At 60.7% G+C, this 19709-nt stretch carries 17 protein-coding genes; 4 read left to right on the top strand and 13 right to left on the bottom strand.

Annotated features, from left to right (window positions below; translation table 11 throughout):
* Window position 1: 1 nt before the first annotated feature.
* The 4 genes from PMI18_RS15015 to PMI18_RS15030 all read left to right on the top strand — a co-directional run bounded on the left by PMI18_RS15015 (window position 2) and on the right by PMI18_RS15030 (window position 4539).
* On the top strand, window positions 2-1840 hold the full coding sequence (locus PMI18_RS15015; protein ID WP_007900775.1) for an amidohydrolase: 1839 nt from the start codon (window positions 2-4) through the stop codon (window positions 1838-1840).
* A 69-nt stretch (window positions 1841-1909) separates the two neighbouring features.
* Window positions 1910-2536 carry an isochorismate family cysteine hydrolase YcaC gene (ycaC, locus tag PMI18_RS15020; protein ID WP_007900772.1) on the top strand — a complete coding sequence of 209 codons (627 nt, stop codon included), beginning with the start codon at window positions 1910-1912 and terminating at the stop codon, window positions 2534-2536.
* Window positions 2537-2733: 197 nt separating this feature from the next.
* Window positions 2734-3639 carry a LysR family transcriptional regulator gene (locus PMI18_RS15025; RefSeq protein WP_007900769.1) on the top strand — a complete coding sequence of 302 codons (906 nt, stop codon included), beginning with the start codon at window positions 2734-2736 and terminating at the stop codon, window positions 3637-3639.
* A gap of 93 nt (window positions 3640-3732) precedes the next feature.
* Window positions 3733-4539 (top strand): class I SAM-dependent methyltransferase, encoded by an 807-nt coding sequence (locus PMI18_RS15030; RefSeq protein WP_007900767.1) that lies wholly within the window; start codon window positions 3733-3735, stop codon window positions 4537-4539.
* A gap of 194 nt (window positions 4540-4733) precedes the next feature.
* Here the strand turns inward: PMI18_RS15030 and PMI18_RS15035 are convergent, their stop codons facing one another.
* From PMI18_RS15035 to PMI18_RS15095, 13 genes are all read right to left on the bottom strand, one after another.
* Window positions 4734-5423, bottom strand: coding sequence for a hypothetical protein (locus PMI18_RS15035; protein WP_007900765.1), 690 nt, complete (start codon window positions 5421-5423; stop codon window positions 4734-4736).
* A gap of 60 nt (window positions 5424-5483) precedes the next feature.
* Window positions 5484-6296: a ChbG/HpnK family deacetylase gene (locus PMI18_RS15040; RefSeq protein ID WP_007900762.1), complete on the bottom strand. Its 813-nt coding sequence runs from the start codon at window positions 6294-6296 to the stop codon at window positions 5484-5486.
* Window positions 6268-7488, bottom strand: a complete 1221-nt coding sequence (locus PMI18_RS15045; RefSeq protein WP_033036415.1) for a GNAT family N-acetyltransferase — start codon at window positions 7486-7488, stop codon at window positions 6268-6270. Before PMI18_RS15045 ends, PMI18_RS15040 begins: the two co-directional genes overlap by 29 nt.
* 4 nt (window positions 7489-7492) lie before the next feature.
* Window positions 7493-8182, bottom strand: a complete 690-nt coding sequence (locus PMI18_RS15050) for a GNAT family N-acetyltransferase (protein ID WP_033036436.1) — start codon at window positions 8180-8182, stop codon at window positions 7493-7495.
* Between the two features lie 92 nt (window positions 8183-8274).
* Complete coding sequence (locus tag PMI18_RS15055; protein WP_007900756.1) at window positions 8275-10194, bottom strand: hypothetical protein; 1920 nt, start codon at window positions 10192-10194, stop codon at window positions 8275-8277.
* Window positions 10191-11495, bottom strand: a complete 1305-nt coding sequence (locus tag PMI18_RS15060) for a lipopolysaccharide biosynthesis protein (protein ID WP_007900754.1) — start codon at window positions 11493-11495, stop codon at window positions 10191-10193. Before PMI18_RS15060 ends, PMI18_RS15055 begins: the two co-directional genes overlap by 4 nt.
* On the bottom strand, window positions 11492-12493 hold the full coding sequence (locus PMI18_RS15065) for a polysaccharide deacetylase family protein (RefSeq protein ID WP_007900752.1): 1002 nt from the start codon (window positions 12491-12493) through the stop codon (window positions 11492-11494). The genes PMI18_RS15060 and PMI18_RS15065 overlap by 4 nt, the downstream gene beginning before the upstream one ends.
* A 12-nt stretch (window positions 12494-12505) precedes the next feature.
* Entirely contained in the window at window positions 12506-13642 is a 1137-nt protein-coding gene (locus PMI18_RS15070; RefSeq protein ID WP_007900741.1) for a glycosyltransferase family 2 protein, read from the bottom strand.
* Window positions 13635-14603 (bottom strand): glycosyltransferase, encoded by a 969-nt coding sequence (locus tag PMI18_RS15075; RefSeq protein WP_007900738.1) that lies wholly within the window; start codon window positions 14601-14603, stop codon window positions 13635-13637. Before PMI18_RS15075 ends, PMI18_RS15070 begins: the two co-directional genes overlap by 8 nt.
* Window positions 14600-15967, bottom strand: a complete 1368-nt coding sequence (locus PMI18_RS15080) for an O-antigen ligase family protein (RefSeq protein ID WP_007900716.1) — start codon at window positions 15965-15967, stop codon at window positions 14600-14602. The genes PMI18_RS15075 and PMI18_RS15080 overlap by 4 nt, the downstream gene beginning before the upstream one ends.
* Window positions 15964-17019, bottom strand: coding sequence for a glycosyltransferase family 4 protein (locus PMI18_RS15085; RefSeq protein WP_443200870.1), 1056 nt, complete (start codon window positions 17017-17019; stop codon window positions 15964-15966). Before PMI18_RS15085 ends, PMI18_RS15080 begins: the two co-directional genes overlap by 4 nt.
* 32 nt (window positions 17020-17051) lie before the next feature.
* Window positions 17052-18647 (bottom strand): GumC family protein, encoded by a 1596-nt coding sequence (locus tag PMI18_RS15090; protein WP_007900711.1) that lies wholly within the window; start codon window positions 18645-18647, stop codon window positions 17052-17054.
* 17 nt (window positions 18648-18664) lie between these two features.
* Window positions 18665-19687 (bottom strand): polysaccharide biosynthesis/export family protein, encoded by a 1023-nt coding sequence (locus PMI18_RS15095; protein ID WP_007900709.1) that lies wholly within the window; start codon window positions 19685-19687, stop codon window positions 18665-18667.
* Window positions 19688-19709: the final 22 nt, after the last annotated feature.

The following is a 19709-nucleotide window of genomic DNA, read 5'->3' as shown; positions in this document are numbered from 1 at the left end:
GATGAACGCCGATCTGATTCTGTTCAATGGCCAGTTTCATACCGTTGACCGTGAAAACCCCCTCGCCAGCGCCGTGGCGATCAGCGACGGCCGCTTCGTCGCGGTTGGTACCGATGCCGACGCCATGGCCCTGCGCGGTTCGGGCACGCAGGTCATTGACCTCAAGGGCCGTTGCGTCATCCCCGGTCTCAACGACTCGCACTTGCACCTGATCCGCGGTGGTTTGAACTACAACCTCGAATTGCGCTGGGAAGGCGTGCCGTCCCTGGCCGATGCGTTGCGCATGCTCAAGGATCAGGCCGACCGCACGCCGACGCCGCAGTGGGTTCGGGTGGTGGGTGGCTGGAACGAATTCCAGTTTGCCGAAAAACGCATGCCGACCCTGGAAGAACTCAACCAGGCCGCGCCCGATACACCGGTGTTCGTGCTGCACTTGTACGACCGCGCCTTGCTCAACCGCGCCGCGTTGCGAGTTGCCGGTTACACCCGCAACACGCCGAACCCGCCGGGTGGCGAGATTGTGCGTGATGCCAACGGCGAGCCGACCGGCATGCTGGTGGCGCGGCCCAACGCGATGATTCTTTACTCGACCCTGGCCAAGGGGCCGAAGTTACCGCTGGAATATCAAGTCAACTCGACCCGCCAGTTCATGCGCGAACTCAATCGCCTTGGCCTGACCAGTGCCATCGACGCCGGCGGTGGTTTCCAGAATTATCCGGACGACTATGCGGTGATCGAGCAGTTGGCCAAGGACCAGCAACTGACCGTGCGCATCGCCTACAACCTGTTCACGCAGAAGCCCAAGGAAGAACTGACCGACTTCAAGAACTGGACCGGCAGCGTCAAGTTGCATCAGGGCGACGACTTCCTGCGACACAACGGCGCCGGGGAAATGTTGGTGTTCTCGGCGGCGGATTTCGAGGACTTCCTCGAGCCGCGTCCGGACCTGCCGCAAACCATGGAAGACGAGCTGGAACCAGTGGTCCGGCATTTGGTGGAGCAGCGCTGGCCGTTCCGTCTGCACGCCACTTACAACGAATCCATCAGCCGCATGCTCGACGTGTTCGAGAAGGTCAACCGCGACATTCCCTTCAATGGCTTGCCGTGGTTCTTCGACCACGCCGAAACCATCACCCCACAGAACATCGAGCGGGTGAGGGCGCTGGGCGGCGGCATCGCGATCCAGGACCGCATGGCGTTCCAGGGTGAGTATTTCGCCGAGCGTTACGGCGCCAAGGCTGCCGAAAACACGCCACCGATCAAGCGCATGCTGGCCGAGGGTGTACCGGTGGGGGCCGGCACCGATGCGACTCGAGTATCCAGCTACAACCCTTGGACCTCTTTGTACTGGATGGTCAGCGGTCGCACCGTCGGCGGGCTGGAATTGCACAGTGAAGGGTTGACCCGGCAGACCGCGCTGGAGCTCTTCACCCACGGCAGTGCCTGGTTCTCGTCGGAGCAGGGCAAGAAAGGCCAGATCAAAGTCGGACAACTGGCCGATGTCGCCGCCCTGAGCGCCGACTTCTTCAGCGTCGAGGAAGAAGCGATCAAGTGGATCGAGTCGGTGTTGACCGTGGTTGGCGGCAAGGTGGTGTACGCCGCCGGTGACTTCGAAAAACTCGGCCCGGCCAGCGTGCCAGTGCTGCCGGACTGGTCACCGGTGGTCAAGGTGCCGGGTCACTGGCGTCCGGCTTCACCGATGCAGGCGCAGGTTCACCAGTGCAGCGGGCCGTGCGCGGTGCATTCCCACAGCCATGAGCGGGCGCGTTTGTCGAACGCGCCGGTCAGCGATTTCCAGGGGTTCTGGGGCGCGTTTGGCTGCTCGTGTTTTGCCTTCTAGTGATTAAACAATGCGCCGGTCTGGTGTGTCGGCGCCCCTGAGGTAAGTCCATCCCCCGAGGAGTTTCACATGAGCAACGTTCCTTACAAACGTCTGAACAAAGATGATGCAGTGGTATTGCTGGTTGATCACCAGACGGGCCTGATCTCGTTGGTGCAGGATTTCTCGCCTAACGAATTCAAGAACAACGTGCTTGCCCTGGGCGACATCGCCAAGTTCTTCAACCTGCCGACCGTCCTCACCACCAGTTTCGACAGCGGCCCGAATGGCCCGATCGTGCCGGAGCTCAAAGAGCAGTTCCCGGACGCTCCGTTCATTGCACGCCCGGGCCAGATCAACGCCTGGGACAATGAAGACTTCGTCAAAGCCGTGAAGGCCACCGGCCGCAAGCAGCTGATCATTGCCGGTGTTGTAACTGACGTGTGCGTGGCGTTCCCGACGTTGTCGGCACTGGCTGAAGGTTTTGAAGTGTTTGTGGTAACCGACGCTTCCGGCACCTTCAACACTACGGTGCAACAAGCGGCGTGGGCTCGCATGTCGGCTGCCGGTGCGCAACTGTTGAACTGGTTCTCCGTGGCTTGCGAGTTGCAGGGCGATTGGCGCAACGACATGGAAGGCCTGGCCAACCTGTTGTCCCAGCGCATCCCGAACTACCGCAACCTGATCAACAGCTACACGACGTTCACCGCGAAGTAAGTGGTATGGCTGCCGGTCTCGGCCGGCCGCTTTAAAAGATCGCAGGCTTCGCCAGCTCCTACATGATTGGGTACACCCGTCTGTACTCAGTTCCCGTAGAAGCTGGCGAAGCCTGCGATCTTTTGATCTTTAGATTTGGGGAGTCAGAAACGAAAAAAACGGCTATAAAGCGTTTGGCTGTCAACCAGGGCGCGACAATGAACCCGTTCGAAGATATGCGTATGTTTTGCCAGGTCATGGACTCCGGCAGCTTCACCGCGGCGGCTGATCAACTAGGGTTGTCCAAGCAGTTCGTCAGCCGCCGCCTGATGCAGCTGGAAGAGCGCCTCGGCGTGCGCCTGCTCAACCGTTCGACCCGGCGGTTGGACGTCACGCCGCTGGGGCAGAGTTATTACGAATCAGCCCTGCGCCTGCTCAGCGAAGTCGAGCAAGTGGAGCAGGGCATCGCCGGCCAGACCACCGAGCCTCGCGGCACTATTCGCTTGAGCGCGCCGTTGTCGTTTGCCGTGGCGCATCTGGGTTGTCTGTTACCGGAGTTTTTGCAGCGTTATCGCGATGTCACCGTGGAAGTCGATCTGAGTGATCGACCCGTGGATTTGCTCGGTGAGGGTTATGATTTGGCATTGCGCATCGGCGTGCTGGAAGACTCGACACTGATCGCCCGACGCCTCGCCTCCATCGAGCGGCTGTACTGTGCCAGCCCGATGTATCTTGCCGAGCGTGGCACGCCGCTTAAACCTGAGGATTTGCACACCCACGATTGCCTGCCTTACGGCCACGGTCGTCAGGTGCAATGGCGTTTCGAGGGGCGGGGAAAGCCGCAGAACGTCAACGTCACTGGGCGGATGCGGGTCAACAATGGTGAATTGCTCAAGGACGCGGCCATCGCCGGCATGGGCATCACGTACTTGCCGACCTTCATCGTCGGGTCGGCCCTGGAAGACGGCCGACTCGTGCCGGTGCTGGATGATTTGCGCCCCGAGGCGCTGACCTTGTCGGCGGTCTACCCGCAGCATCGCCAGAGGTCACGACCGGTGCAGGCGCTGATCGAGTTCTTGCGTGAGCGGTTGAATCAAGGCGAAGAGGGTTCGCATCACCGGTGATTACAAGATCGCAACAAAGCTCGAATGGTAGTTTTGTTGACACTGATCCAGACTCTTGCCGGCCAATCAAAGGCCCGAATTCTGGAGCGTGCAATGGAAATGCCGACAAAAGAAAAAGCCATCGCCAGCAATCGCGATGCGTGGAATGACTCCGCCCAACACCACAAAGACGCCCCTGAGTGGCGGGCCTGTTTGAGTGCCGTGAGCCATGGCGATTTTTCCTGCCTGGATGACACCCTCAGCGGGTTGCTTCAACAGGTCGGCGTCGCCGGCAAGGATGTGGTGCAGCTCGGCTGCAACAACGGACGCGAAAGTCTTTCACTGTTTGCGCTGGGGGCCCGCCGTGTCGTGGGCATTGACCAGTCGGAGGCCTTTCTCGATCAGGCCCGGGAGCTGGCATCCCGTTCGCCCCATGAGCCCGAATTCATCGAGGCGGACATCCATCATCTGCCGACTGATCTACACCAGCGCTTCGACGTGGCGCTGATTACCATCGGCGTCTTGAACTGGATGCCCGACATCAGCGAATTCTTGCGCCATGTCGCGCAAACCCTCAAGCCCGGCGGCAGCCTGGTGGTGTACGAAACCCATCCGTTCCTGGAAATGTTCGACCCCGAGTCAGCCGATCCCTATCGCCCGGACAGCTCGTATTTTCGCAGCGAACCTTTCGTCCAGAACCAGCCGATCGTTTACGAGGGCAAAGTCGAACAGCCGGCCTCAGCCTCCTACTGGTTCGTCCACACCCTGGGCGCCATTCTCACCGGTGCCGTCGAGGCGGGGTTGCAAATCAGCCACTTCAAGGAATACCCGCACTCCAACCGCGAAGAACTCTACGATCGGTATCAGCAGCAAAAGGCGCAGTTGCCGTTGTGTTACACGTTGGTGGCGGTGAAGCGCTGAGTGTCGGATCTGAGAAATGAGCTGCACTGACTGACGCTATCGCGGGCAAGCCCGCTCCCACAGGGAGGTGCGGTCAAATGTGGGAGCGGGCTTGCTCGCGAAGAGGGCGTGTCAGTCGATATTAATGTTGTCTGGCAAACCGCTTTCGCGAGCAAGCCCGCTCCCACATTGGTCTGAGTCGGACGCAAAACCCATCACGCCTGCGCCGCAGTCACTGTCTGCTGTTCCGGTTTGCGCAGCGCAGTCAGCCGCGAGCCGCTGTAGTAGGTTTCGCGGAAGAAGCGAAAGCGGCCGAACAGGTCGTAGACGTGGGTGATTCGCCCCTGTTCCTGGTAGTCCATGCGCAGGTGCATTTTCATGGCCTGGATGTTGCGGACATCGCAGACGTCCATGACCTTGTCGCAACCTTGGTCCCGCATCGCACCCCAGATATTGTACTGGGCGTCCACCGACAGGCTGGAGCCGAAGTAGAGAGGGATCATTTCACCGCCGAACTGGAAAAACTCACCGGGTTTGACCCGGAACCAGCAGCCATAATAATGCTGGTCAAAGTAGTCACTGAGGCTGCCCCAGATGAATCCGATGGCATCACCTGCCTCGTCCACATACATGTGCCCGGTGTGACCTTCGGAGGCGATCTGGGCCATGGCCTTGACGCGGTTACCGTAATACTTGGTGAAAGCGATGGCGTTCTCCCGGGTAATCGTCACCCGCTTCAAACCCGTATAGGGCCGTAGTTTGTGCGGCGCCACCGGGGTGACCAGATCGCGCCCCAGCCACAACAGTTCTCGGTGAAAGTACACATAGCGCTTCCAGAGCGTCTGGAGCGTATGCAGCAGGCCTTTTTGTTTGATTCGTTCGCGAAGCTTGGCGATGGCGCTCATGAAGTCCTCCGTGGCTGAAGCCAGGGTTGGGTGGGGAACGTTTTTTTCAATGGCGGTTAATCAAGGTTGCAACGTTCGTAGGTCAATCGAGTACTGCGGTTCCTCTTCGAACGTCCTAGGCACTGCGGCATAGGACACCCTCGGAATGCCCGGAAGACGCAGCTCCAGCATGTGAGCCAGAGACTCTCCGGGGTTTAAATAGATATCGCCAAAATCGGCGCCGATATGGGTCGGGTGGACGACGATTTCCAACAGGCCGTCGATCGGCATCGCCACGTTGCGCAGGTCTACCGGGGTGCATACGTACTGGGCAGTCGCTCCGGCCAGGCGGTTCAATCGATGGTTGAGCAATGTCTTGAACATCCGCTTGGGCACACTCAGGTTATTTCCCAGATGGCGCGCCAGTCGCACGGGCACCCCTTGGTAGGCGGCAAAGCGCGCGACGATTTCGCCGATGGGCCAGATGTTGTGCACGTGCTGATGGGAATCGATGTGGCTTGGGAGAAGGCCGTTATCCAGGCAACGTTGCCATTGAGCCTGGAGTTCCTCCAGCACCGCTTCGCGATCCAGGCGGTTGAGCCAAAGGCTGTGGCGGGGCAGGTCGAGATCGAACATGCCCTGGCTGTCGCAGAACGTCGAACGCGCGAGAATCGACGGGCTCAACGGCCGGCCATAGGTGAGGTTGAAGTGCAAGCCGATTCGCCCCTGGAGCAACGGTTGCCGGGCCAGGACGCAGGCCTCCTCGAACGCCGGCATGTTGGCCATGGCGGTAGCGGAACTGATGACCCCAGCCTGGAAGGCACCGAGGATCACCGCGTTTTCGCTCAGGCTGAGGCCGAAATCGTCAGCGTTGACTATGACTTGGCGAGGCATGTTCACCCTCCTTGGTTTTTTCAATGGGCGCAGGGCCTTTGTCGGCGGGCGCGGGAGTAGGAGTGGTGACAGGAACAACCAGCGCCGCTGCACGCCAGTCCCGCCATTTTTTCAGCCAGGGTTTTACCCGGTGCCAGAGCCGCATGGCTAACCCCAGAGCGAGGCCACTGGGGCGCCAGGAGTAGAAGCTCCAGCGCCAGTGCTCCAGTTGCCCGGTCATGCGCTCCTGGAGTTGATGGCTGGAGTTCATCAGGCTGACCCGCGAAGCGTCGATCCAGTGCCAGTTGTCGTCCAGGCCCCAGCGAATCCACTCTTCGAGCAACACACGACCGCTGCCCAGATCGGCATATTTGGGCAGGAACGCCAGGTTATAGTCGTACAGCCGGCCCTGTTCCAACAACCCGAGTCGGTAGCTGATGCAACGTCCGTCCAGCTCCAGCAGTACCACTCGCATCAGCCCCTGTCTGGCGAGGGCGGTGAAGGCCAGGTTGATCCATTGTCGGCTTCGGTTGCTGGTGAAAATCCCCAGGCCTTCGACACCTTTCCAGCTCTGCGCTTCGACTTCGCTGAGGGCCTGCAATAAAGGCCCGATAGTGGCCGCGTCAGGGGTGACGCGTCGGACCTGGGCACCATAAGCCAACATGCGTTTACGCGCCCGGCGCAGTTTGTAGCGCGGGTCGCCGGAGACTTCCTGGCGGTCGATATCGCTGATCAAATGCACCGGCACCCGGCAACTGATGCGACGCTCGCCGGTGGAGCTGTGAGCCATCCATGCGGTCAGCGTGCTTTCTTCGCCGATGGGTTCGGACAATTCGTTGAGTTGCAGCATCGCATGGGGCAAGTGACGGCGGATGATCACCAGCGCCTTGCGCATGCTGTCGGCATCGAGGCAGGTGAGCAGGGCCAGGCGATCGGTGAGGGGATAACCGAGGTGACGCAAGACCCGAAATGGCAGCTTTCCAAAGCGCTCCACGGATGCTACCAGCGGCAGGCACAAGACCAGTTCATCACCTTGCCAGCCCAGCAGAACGTGCAAACGTTCCCCGGCGGTCAGTGCCTGTTCCGATGCGCACAGCCAGGCGAGGGTGTTGAACGGCGTATGGTCCGTCACGCGCCTGCGCAACCCCTCATAAGCAGCTGCCGGAAAGTCCGGGGCGCACAGCGAGGTGCGCCATTCGAATCGAGCCATCATATTTTCACGCCACTGACTCAGGAACAGGTGAACGGGACGGTTTGCGTAGCGCATCCAGGCGTGAGTCGCTGTAACGGGTCTCATGGAAGAAACGCCAGCGACCGAATAATCGATAGACGTGCTGGATGCGTCCTTGCTCTTGATAGCCCATGCGAATATGCAGTTTCAGCGCCGGTACATTGCGAGCATCGCAGACATCCACGACCGTGTGGCAACCTTGGGCCTGCATGGCTTTCCAGAGTCGCAGTTGCAGGTCCACCGAGAGCGTGGTGCCCCAATACGCGCGAGCCAGTTCGCCGCCGAATTCGAAGAATTCGCCTTTTTTTACCGGGAACGTGCAGCCGTAGAAATGCCGGTCGTGGTAATCCCGGGTGCTGCCCCAGATGAAAGCCACCGCGTCGCCTTTGCCATCCAGATACATGTGTCCGGTGTAACCCTCGGTGGCCAGCTCTTCCATGATGTTGACCCGGTCGCCAAAGTGACGGGCGAAGGCTGCGGTGTTGTGCACGGTGATGGTCTTCAACTGTAGCGGTGGGTAAGGCTTGAGCTGATGGGGCGGGACCGGGCTGACCAGGTCACGCTTCATCCACAGAAGTTCCCAGTGAACGAACATGTAGCGCCTCCAAAGGAGCCGGACCGTTGCACGCAGGCCTTTTCGTTTGATGTGTTGGCGAAGTTTTTCCAAGGCATTCATATCATTGCCTCCTGACAGAGACCGGTCATCGCGGGCGTGGTGGAACGCGCGGTCGAGAGCGGCACGGTCGTGGTGATGCAAGTTGGCGGCGTTCATGAGGCGCTCCAGCTCAAGGCGAACAGGGTTTCGCCCGGTAGGTCGAAGCTGACACGACCGTCGTGACAGGTGAACTGAGCGCTGCGACTGCGGTTGTCGGCACCGAAATACACCAGCGCTCCCTTGGCCAGCGGGCACGTCGCCCCGCCCAGATCGACACGCTGCAAGCGCACCCCCTTGTTGACCCCCAGTAAACTTCGCTGGCGTTCGGTGGCCATGGCCAGCACATCGACTTCGAAAGCGTCGTTGTCCAGGCGCATGACGTTTTTCAGCCAGTGCTGCTGGATAAATTGCTGGGCCAGGCCCACCGGCTTGAGTTCGAAACGATCCCCGCCCAGCACCCGCACCATGCCTTTGGGGTAGGTCGGCTCGTCGGCGGCCTGGAACCAGTTGAGCATGTCCAGCAACCCATCCTGCGCCGAATTGATGACCACCGAAGTCCACCACATCGAGGCAAAGTGGGTTTCCTGATCATAGGGGCTCAGGCTTGAACCGCTGGACAGGTTGGTCTGATCCAGCAGCAAGGCTTTGCGTGGCCGGCCTTTGGCATCGAGGCCCACTAGCTCGGCGGCACGGCGCACGCTGTCGCGGTAGACCCGCGTCGCCAACAGGTCGCGAATCATCCATTCGTGCCAGGCGAGGGCGTCGATCTGCTCACCGGATTCGGCCAATAGGCGCCTTGCCCAATCGATGCCGCGCTTGTCGGCGGCGTTGTCGGCGAACGGGCCGTTGACGAAGCGCGACGTGGCGGGCATGGCGATGCGCACACCGGCCTTGGCGTTGGCCGGATCGCTGCGCACCTGCCGGGCCATGCTGTTGAAAATCGACTGGTAGTCGGCGTAGCTCGGGTAGTTGAGGTTCGGCTCGTCGGCGAACGCGATGTAGTGCGTACCGGTGCCGCCGAGGGCGCGAGTGGCGGCGAGCCAGGCGTCGAGGCCGGCGTTGCTTTGAGTGTCGGCGCGCAAATCCGCCTGACGCTGGCTGCCGGCCAACAGCGTGAGGTCCTGCGTGATGCCGAAGCGGTTCTGATAGAGCTGGCGGAACGCATCTTCGTGGTGCGGATTTTGCGCGGTGACGTCAACGAAACTGTAATAGGTGCCCGCCTGAGGCTTGAGGGCGTCGAGCGCTGCGAAACTGGATTGAGGGGGCAGCACGTAGGGCAAATAAATGCCCAGGTTCGGGGTAGGGCCGAGCATCTCTTTGTGCAGGGTCAAGCGGGTCTGGCCATCGTCCTCGCGCAGCGGTTTGAGCTGCTGCGGTTTCTGGGCAAACAGATTCGCCGTGCCATCGAGCCAGAACGCGACCTTGCCGCTGCCTTGCAGGCGCAGGCGCCAGACCTGTTCGTCCTGAGTGACGGGCAATGCCACCTGATCGAACTGCCAATAGGCGCGATGGGGTTTCAGCGCCAGGGACAACTGTTTGTTGTCGCTCACGCGCTGGGCCTGCAGGGCGTTGATCCCACCATGAAACTTGCCGGCCAGTACAGCGTGTTCCCTGGGTGCGACCTTGAAATACAGCTCATCGCCGCCACGGGTTTCGGCGCTGAAATGCACCTTGGCCGGGGCGAACAACGCCACGGTGTGTTCGTCGTGTTCGATCGTGTAGCGGCGGAAACTGTAGCCCGGAATTTCCAGTCGATAACTGGCGGCACTCGGCGCTAGTGGCCAACTCTGCTTGCCTCGGGTTTCACTGGCGGCGATCAGGCGCTCGCCCTTGAGGTTGCCGTTGCCGTCGAGCAGGTACAGGCGTTCTTCGTTGGCATCGGCCTGCCACGCCGGAGCCCAGCGAACAGTCAGCGTGTCGGGGCGATCCGTTTGCAGGTACAGGCTGCCGTCACGAATATCAGCCCAGCGCATGGGCGCCGCCTGGGCGCTCAAACCCAGGCCCAGGCTCAACAGCAGCATCAGGCGTTTCATGCCGATTTCCGTTGCAGCATCTGAAGCATCGGCGCCACATCGCTGGGCAGGATGATCAGGGTTTGCCAGACCGGTACGCCACTCAACCGGCAATACATCACCAGCAGCGCGAGGGTAACCGCCAGGTAGACGATGGACGATGCAGTCGCGGCGCCGACGATGCCGTAAATCGGGATCAGCAACAGGTTCAGGGCCAGGTTCAGCAACGCGCCGAGGCCCATCAACAGCGAAATCGTGCCGGGGCGGTTTTTGCCCAGCAAGTCCAGGCGCAGGATGCTCGCATAGCAAAGGCCGAGCAGCCCGGGCAGCAACGCCAGCAATGCCGGGTAAGCCGGCTGATAGGCAACACCAAACAGCGTGACGATCAGCCATTCACCGATCACCGCCATGGTCAGGCAGGCGCCGAGCATCACCGTGGCGGTCAGGCGCAGGGCCAACGGCGTCAGGCGATCCATGCCTTCGTCCTGTTGCAGCAGGCGTTTCATCAGCGGCGTGGTCACCGCTTCCGGGACGATCAGCAGCAACTCGGCAGCGGCGCTGGCCATGGCGTAATGCCCCAACGCGGTGCTGCCGAGCAGGGCGCCGATGAACAGGTAATCGGAGCGCAGAATCACTTGCTGGAATAACAGGTCCGGATGGCTGCGAGCGCTGTAGCGCAGCAGTTCATTCTGGCTGGCACGGTCCCACTGCAACTTCAAGGGCTGAGCGCGCTTGAGCCAGAACCACCCGGCCAGCACCACCAGGCTGAGGCCGGCCAGCCAACTGATCAGCGCCGCTTCCAGGGCTGCGTCTTTCCACATCCAGAACAAGGCCAGAAACAGCAGCAGTGGCGCCAGGGATTCCACCAGCCGCAAGGCATTGAACGCCACCACACCGCCCGACGCATTGTGCAAGGTCAGCAGGCCGCTCTTGAGCACGGTCAGCGGCACCGCCAGCAGTAACAGCCAGGCGAGCAATCCCAGTTGCGTGGTGATGTCGAGTTCACCACCGAATTCCCGCACCAGCGCCACCACTAGCAACGTCAGCAAACCCGCCAGCAGACAACCGAACACCAGCACCTGGCTCAACAACAATCCCATGGGCCGTTGCTTGGCCGCCTGATACCCCACCGCCGAATTCAGCCCGCCGCTGGTGGCGGCGCTGATCAAATCGGGCAGGGTACTGAGCAACGCAAACAGACCGCGCTCGCTGGGCCCCAGAATCCGCGCCAGCAATACGTTGCGCAGCAGCCGCAGGCCGATCATCGCCAGTTTGGTGCCCATGCTCAGGGCCAGGTGTTTGAGGTAATGACTGCGACTCATGGCCTGGCTCCGCGGTAGATGCGCCAGGACAGCAACTCCGGATTGCGCGCCGTGCGATGGCTGATGCCGATTCGCGGCAAGGCCAATGGATCGCTGATACCCCGATAAATCCCGAGGTCGGTGCCCAGGGCAAACGGGAAGTCGTGGTCCGCCACGTGTTCGCGCACCCGCGCATCATGGTCGCCATTGGGGTAGCAGTAGACCGGCAGCGGTCGGTTGCAACCGTTGAGCAGGGCATTGCGGCTGCGGCTCAGTTCTTCATCCAGACGTTGGTCGTCCAGGTCGGTGAGAATCGCATGGCTGGCGCCGTGTGGACCGAAGCGGATCAACCCGCTGGCTTCCAGCGCGCGTACCTGATGCCAGTCCAGGGCCTGGGGCAACGACTCTTCAGGGCATTGATCGGTGAGCCGATTCAGTTCGCCCGACGGCAGATTTTTCAGACTTTGCAGAAAATGCAAAAGCGCCAGGCTACGGCGCTGCACATCCAGATCATCGAGCAGTACCGGTAACGGTCGCCCGATCTGTTGCAGGCAGTCAATCAAATGCGTCCGGGCTTTTTCACCGTGGCTATGCCACAGGGTTTCCCCCAGGCTTTCCCACCAGAAGCGTTGTCGGCTGCCGATGAAATCGGTGGAGAGAAAAATGCTCGCCGGCACCTGGTACTTTTTCAGCAACGGGAAGGCATTCAGCGCGTTGTCGCGCCAGCCGTCGTCGAAGGTCAGCGCGATTTTTGGTCGTCCGGTCCTGATGGCGCCCGGTTGCAAGATCTCCATCAGAGGCACGCAGTCGAAGTTCTTTTTCAACCAGGCGAGCAGATGTTCGAATGCCTTCGGCCCCACGCACAGTTCATTGCGATGGGGCAGGTCGGCGGCACGGTCATTGGCCAGCACCCGATGCAGCATCAGGATCACCCCGGCACCGTGCAGTTGATGACGGCCTACGGGCGAGTTGAGATAAAGCCAGCCACTGGTGCGTTTTAATAATTGTTTGATCGCCATGGCACGGTCCTTTCAACGATTTTGCTCGGGGTTCCATTGCGCGTACCGCTGGCCGCGCAAGAACTGCCAAAGACCGATACTCATCCCGGCCAGGGTCACCAGAACAAACGCGGCGAGGCGAAAGGGTTTGGGCAAACGGTGTTGCACATCCAGCAGGCCGACAATGGCCATCGCGTAACCGAGCAGCTGCGCGATCAGGCTCAGGCGATAGAAGCCATGTACATTCCACAGCCAGACATTGCTCAACAGCAACGGCACCAACAGGATCGGCGCCAGGCGTCGAATCAGCTTGTGGCTGATCAGGGCAATCGCATACAGGCCATACCGCCAGGGGTTCAGCATCTCCCGGCGCTGGGCCAGGCTTTGCAGGCCACCGACGGTGACGCGCTGGCGACGACGCCATTGCTTGGCGATTTCGTCGACACCCTGGTCGCTCACTTGTGCTCCGGGCACATAGACGATGCGTTTGAACGCCACCGGCGCGCAGGTACTGATAAAGAAGTCATCATTGACCTCCGCCGGCACGTGCTGAAACAACTCGCGGCGCAGGGCGAGCAGGGCGCCGTCGGCGGAAACCATGCAGCCGGTGCGATTTTCCATCTTGCGCAACCAGCCTTCGTAATGCCGATAAAGGCTGTCGCCCAGGCTCAGGCCCTTGCCTGGCACCGGGATCAGCATGTGCCCGGCGCAGGCCCCGACCTCCGGGTCGGCCAGGGGCGCGAGCAACTGGCCGAGGGTGTCGGTCGACCATTGGTTGTCGGCATCGGTGAACACCAGAATCTCGCCCGTGCTCAGGGCGACGCCGGCATTCAAGGTGGCCGCTTTGCCCTGGCGGGGCAGGTCGAGCACGCTGATGCGCGGGTCGATGACCTTGTGCGCGCAGGCCACGGTGTCGTCGGTGGAGCCGTCGCTGGCCAGAATGATCTGTAGCGAGCGCGCCTGATAATCCTGGGTGAGCAGGGTGCGCAACTTCTCTTCGATGTATTGGGCCTCGTTGTGCGCGGCGATGATGATGCTGACATTCATGGGGGGGGCTGGCGCATGACGCCGCGCACGGAACAACGGCGCGATCAGCGTCAGCAGCAGCGGGTAGCCGAGCCAGGCATACACCGGCAATAGCAGGCACAACCAGAAAATGAATTCAGCCACGGGCCGGCCTCCTGGCATTCCAATGACACAGGCTCAAAATGAGCGCGGCACCGGCCAGGTGCAGGCGCACCCAGTGCAGGCCCCACAGTTGCAGCATCAGGCGAAGGTCACGGTGTTTCAGGCTCTGGCGCAGGCTCTGGGCGAGCGCTGGCAGGCTGGTGATGAACAGCGTGAATACCGCCAGCAGGGGGGAACCGTTGAGGAGGGCGGATAGTGCAATGAAATCCAACACCCAAGCGATGATTGACAGCATCGGGAAACGCAGTAAACGCATATTTATGCCGTGGCTGCGCAGTAATTGCAGGTGACTTCCCTGACGCCAGAACTCCTTGCCCATCCATTCGCGCCAACTGCTTTCGTAACCCCAATGCAGGGCAACGCTCTGGTTGACGGACAGCAGGCGTGCGCCAGAGTGGGAAAGGCGCATGGTGAAATCTTTGTCTTCGCCGGTGCGCAGGTTTTCGTTGAAGCCGCGGACCTTGTCGAACCATGGACGACGCATCAACAGGTTGGAACTGGGCAGCCATCGCACTGTTTTCAACGTTTCATCGTTCGGGCGCAACGTGCGGCGTTGCCAGGCATTGGCATACCACGGGGCTTCGGCCGGGGTGTGCAGGTCCAGTCCCAGGACGTCGACCTGAACGGCGGGTTGGATGCTCAACAACAGCGTGAGCCAGTCCTCGGGCACTTCGATGTCGGCATCAATGAAGGCCAGCCATTCGCCTGTGGCAACGGCGGCGCCGCGATTGCGCAGGGCGCCGATCAGCAAGCCGGGCTGCACCAGCACCTGCGCACCGAATTGGCGAGCGATGTGCGGGCCCTGATCGTCGGAGCCGTTATCGACCACAATCAACTCGCATTCCAGCCTGGCAGCCTCGACGGCCTTTTTCGCGGCAAGCAATGTACGGCCGATGTGTCGGGCCTCGTTGTACATCGGGATGACGAGGCTGATGCGGCTCATGCGCTGGCCTCCGTCGACGGACGTTCTTCAGCCTTGAGGCGCAACACGAAGGTCAGCGCGAGCATGATCCACAGGTATTTGTGATTCGGTGCGCTGAGGAACATCAAGAACAGCAGCAACGACACATAGCTCATGCTCAGGTGCGTGATCAGGTCGGCCTGTTCCCAATGTCGTCGCAGCATCCAGGCGTGACGGGCGCGGACCAGGTTGTACATCCCCAGGCCCAGCATGCCGACGAACAACAGGCCGGCGGGAATCCCCACTTCGCTGAAAATTTCCAGGTAAGTATTGTGCGCGCGGCGGTACAGGTCGCCGGGCTTGCGGTTGGCGGAAAACACCTTGGCGTAACCGGTGGTGGCGTAGTGCAGCGGAAAGGTGCCGGGGCCGGAACCGAGTAACGGGTGCTCCTGGATGATCTTGCTACCGACCACGATGTATGACGCGCGACGGCCGAGGGATTCGTCCTGGCTCTTGGCACCGGCCTTCAAGATGCTCAAGGACTGGATGCGCGCGATGTAACCGGCCGGCATCGAGTAAATCGCCAGCGGGATGACGATCGCAAGGCCAAGCATGGCAAAACCCAAGTGGCGCGGACGGATGCGCGGCAGCTGCGCACGGTAGTGCCAGGCGCCGATCATCAAGCTGAGAAAAAGTACCACCAGCCCGGAACGGGAATCGGTCTTGGTCATGCCGCCCAGCAGCAAAATGCAGCAGCCACCCCAGAACAATCGGTGCAACAGGTTCGGGCCGCGGATCACCAGCAGCAGCGCCAATGGCACGGCGAAAGCGATCAGCAGGGCAAACGAGTTCGGGTCTTCCAGCAGTCCTGCAGCGCGGCCCTGGTCTTGATACTTGGTGGAGAACATGGCCAGCGCGCTGGTCGCGCTGACGCTGAGGGTCACCAGCCGGGCGAACATATCGAGGTTCAACTCACGGCCGATCAGCAAGGTGATCACAAACAGCACCAGGCCGACGCTCAGGTCCCGCAGATGACTCTGGGACATGTCCAGGTTATCGGTATTGATCATGCTCAACAGGTACAACACCATGAACCAGATCAGGAAGCGCCATATGTTGCTGCGCAGGCGCTCGGACGGAATCTGGTGGATAGCCAGTTGCAACATCACGATCAGCGCCAGTGACGCACCGATGAATTTGGTGCCCGATAGCGCGCTGCCCTTGAAGAAACCTTCGAACGGCACCAGCGCCGCAATGCCCAACAAACCCCAGGCAGGTTTTCGGTATAGCACCGCGATAGCCACCAGGCCCAGTACGGCGCCTGGCGCCAGATAGGGATAAGGGCTGGCCAGCAAACCAAGGCAGACCAGGGCGAGCAGACTGACGATCGAGAGCGGAAAGATCACGCGCGTGCCTCCCGTGCAGTACGGATATAAAGCTGCGACCAGCGTTCGGCCAAGGCCTTCAGGTCGTAACGGTCCAATTGCGTACGTCTTGCGTTGTCGATCAATTCGCGAGCCAAGGCCGGCTCATTCAGCAGCATATCGATCTGCCGGGCGAGAGCGGTGGTGTCGTTGGGTGTCGCCAGCAGGCCGTTGTGCCGATCCTCCAGCACATCAGGAATCCCGCCGACGCTGAACGCCACCACCGGCACCCCGGCCTGCATGGCCTCCAGCAAAATCATCGGCGTGCCCTCGGTACGCGAACTGATCACCAGCGCATCGAGTTGCTGCCACCACCGGTTCATGTCGGTTTGATAACCCGGCAAGGTGATGCGTTTGTGCAAGCCGGCAGCGTCAATCCGCGCCAGCAGGGTTTCCTGTTCCGGGCCGTCGCCGAGCATCACGGCGTCCAGTTGCGGGTGTTGCTGACAGAGCGGAATCAGCGCATCGAGAAACAGGTCCGGGCCTTTTTCATTGCTCAGCCGACCGACGTAACCCGCGAGCCAGCGCGGGTGTGTGGCAGTGTGCGGTAGCAGGCCGCTGGCCTTTGGCAGACCATTGGGAATCACTTGCAGTTTCTCCGTCCGGACACAGGCCTTGCGGTGCAGCACGGCGATGCTTTCGGCCACGCAAACCACGCGGTGCACCGACGCCGTGCGACACAGTTGCAAACTCAGCCAGCCATAAACGCGTTGCTTGCGACTGCGCGGGGTGAAACCGTGTTGGGTAATCACCAACGGCAAGTCCAACAACGTGGCGGCCACCCAGCCAAATAACAGACCCTTGAAATTGTGCGTGTTGATCAGCGGCTGTTCAGCCCGCCGCTGACGTAAATGACGCAGCAATCCCCTCAAACCCGTGAAGCTGCAGCAGTCGACCCCAGCCCCGCGAAATCGCGCGATCAGCGCTGGCGGCGCATCGAGAAACAGCACTTGGTGCCGCCCCGGCGTCGCCAGGCAATGGTCCAGCAGCATCCGCTCAGCCCCATAGAAGCCGCCGCTGCTGATCAAATGCATGATCGGCAGAGCGCTGGCGCTGAGCGGCCCGTTCAATGGCGCACCCAATGCACGAAGCTATCCACGGTCCAGTTTTTGTGCGGGTTGTTCGGCATGACGTCTTGCTCGTTGATCACCAACAGCACCGGCAAGCCCAGTTCATGGGTGATTTGCGCTGGGTGTTTGAAGCGATGATCGAAGAACTCACGCACGTAGACGAAGGCAATCGCCAGCAGCAAACCGGTCAGCATTCCGAACGGAATGATCAGCATCGGCTTGGGAAACGCTGCATCGGTCGGTTCATACGGCGGGCTGAGTACCCGGGCGTTGGACATATCGTTGTCCAGCAAACCGGCGGAGCTGCTTTCGGCAAAGCGCTGGGCGTAGGTGGAGAACGCCGCGTGCAGGGCATTGATCTCGGTGTCCATCTGCTGCAACTTGCTCTGAGCCACTTGCAACTGATGAATGCGGTCCTTGAACGCGGCGATGCGCGCGGTTTTTTGCTTGATCACCGAGGTAACAATCGCCAGGTCGTTGGTGCGCTCCTGAATCCGGTTGCTGACGATTTTCAGGAACTGCTGACGGGTGCGGGAAATCTGCTCGCGGGTCAACAGCATCGGTTCACTGCCCGGCTGGAAGACCGCCAGGTCGTTCATGTAGCGGCTGACCTGAGTGGTCAGTTGTTCACCGAGCTGTCTGATCTCCCGGTCTTCGAAGGCAATGTTGTCCACCGTGGTGGTGAAGGTGAAGGGGAAGGTGTAATCGCTGAGCCGGGACGTATTGGTGGCTGACGTCAGGGCGGTTTTCAGGTAGTCGAGCCAGCGCTGGCTTTGCAGCAGGCGATCCTGATACAGGCTCAGGGCCTGTTCCTCGGTGTTGATGGCATTGAGGCGGAAGGTGATTTCTTCCTTCGGATCGGATGAAGACACGCCTTCGAGCAACGTCAGTCGAGTGCCTTCCAGGCCATCGAGACGCACCTGATATTGCTTCTTCTTGGTTTCGTAGAAGCTCTGCGGCAGGTCGATCGATTGCAGTTCCTGACGGTTGACCAGGTAGTTTTGCAGCAGCGCCGCGACAAACCGTGTGCCCTGAGCCGGATCGCCAAAGCTGTAGACAATGGAGATCACGTTGGAACCCGGCAGCGTTTCGATCTTCAGGTCTTCGATGGCCTGCTGGGTGAAGACATCCAGGTCGGTATCGCGCACCGGATCGGTGTCAAGCCCGAACGCATCGCGCACCGGATTGATCACGTATTCACGCAAGGGAGTGGTCACAAAACGTTTGATCGGTTCGGTCACCAGTTTGTTGAAGATCCCGGGGTTGGGCGCGTACTCGCCTTTGTCCCGCAGGTCGCTGATGGTCTGACGGATCAGGGCCGGCGAACGCAGGATATTGCTCTCGGTTTCCATGTCTGCCAATGACGGCGGAATGAACGAGGCATCACCTTGGGTCAGGGACGTGGTGGCGTCTCCTTGGGAGAGTTTTTTGGATTGCACGATCACCTGCGCGGTAATGTCGAAGCTCTGTTTGAGCATCAGCGGCAAGATCAGGGCGATCACTGCAAAGATCAGGAAGACGCGTTTCACCAACTGCTTGTTGGCGAAAAAGATCCTGAAGAACTCATGCAGGTAGTTTTCCTTTGGGTTCATGGTCGGTCACCTGAGCGTTAGTTGTCGCTGTCTTTGTTGTCGACGCGGTAGGCGAATCCGAAGCCCACCCCCTGGAACAACACCACGTCCGCCAGTTGCCGCGCGAGCTCACCGGCGCTGGCCAGTTTGGTCTTGGGCACGTAGAGCATGTCGTCCGGTTGCAGGTAAGCAATCTGCGACGCATCACCGGACAAGGCTTTTTCAACGTCGTAATGCACGGCCTGCACGTGGTTGCCGGTGCGGCGCATGATCACCACCGAATCGAGCCGCGCCTTGACGTTAGTGCCACGGGCCAGGGTCAAGGCTTCGAGCACCGAGACCGGCCGGCGAATCGGGTAGGAGCCCGGTTGTGCGACTTCACCCAGCACATAGATTTCGTTACCCGACGTGGATTTGAGCATGACGTCGACCTTCATCCGCCCCGGCAATTGCGCGTAGCGTTGATTGAGGAACGTTTCCAGTTGATTGACCGTCATGCCTTGCAGCGGCACAGAGCCGATTTCCGGGAAACTCGCATAGCCGTCGTTGCCCACAACGATCTCCCGGCTCATGCCGGTAGCGGGGTGGCTCAGGTTGCTTTTGAGGTTTTGCTCGTCGCTCAGCGGGCTGGTCACCAGCACCGTCACCTGATTGCGATTGGGCTGAAACAGGGATTTGCGCTCATAGGCACGCTGGATCTCCTGCCGCGCTTCGACAGCTGTAAGCCCGGCGATTTTCACCGAGGTATTGGCCCCCGGCAGTTCGATGGTGCCGTCGGGCAGCACCCGTTGGGTGCCGTTGAGCTGGCTGGCCGCGGTGAAGTTCAGGGCGACCTGGTCACCGGACTGAATGCGGTAAGCGCCCGAGCTACTGGTGCTGATGTGAAAGATCACATCCAGCACGTCCTTGGGCCGCAGGGTCTGTTCGACCTTGGGCATGTCGGTGGCCTGGGCATTGGCCGGTTCGGCCGTGAGGATCTGCACCGGCATCTGCTGGGTTTCACTGGTGCTGGAGCAACCTGCAAGCGGCAGCAACAGCAGGAGAAGCATTTTGGCGTTCATAGCGTCATCCTTTTCTGCGGTT

The sequence above is a fragment of the Pseudomonas sp. GM102 genome, assembly GCF_000282555.1.
Taxonomy (GTDB): domain Bacteria; phylum Pseudomonadota; class Gammaproteobacteria; order Pseudomonadales; family Pseudomonadaceae; genus Aquipseudomonas.
The sequence above is the reverse complement of the archived record's forward strand: the minus strand, read 5'-3'. Positions and strand labels throughout refer to the sequence as shown.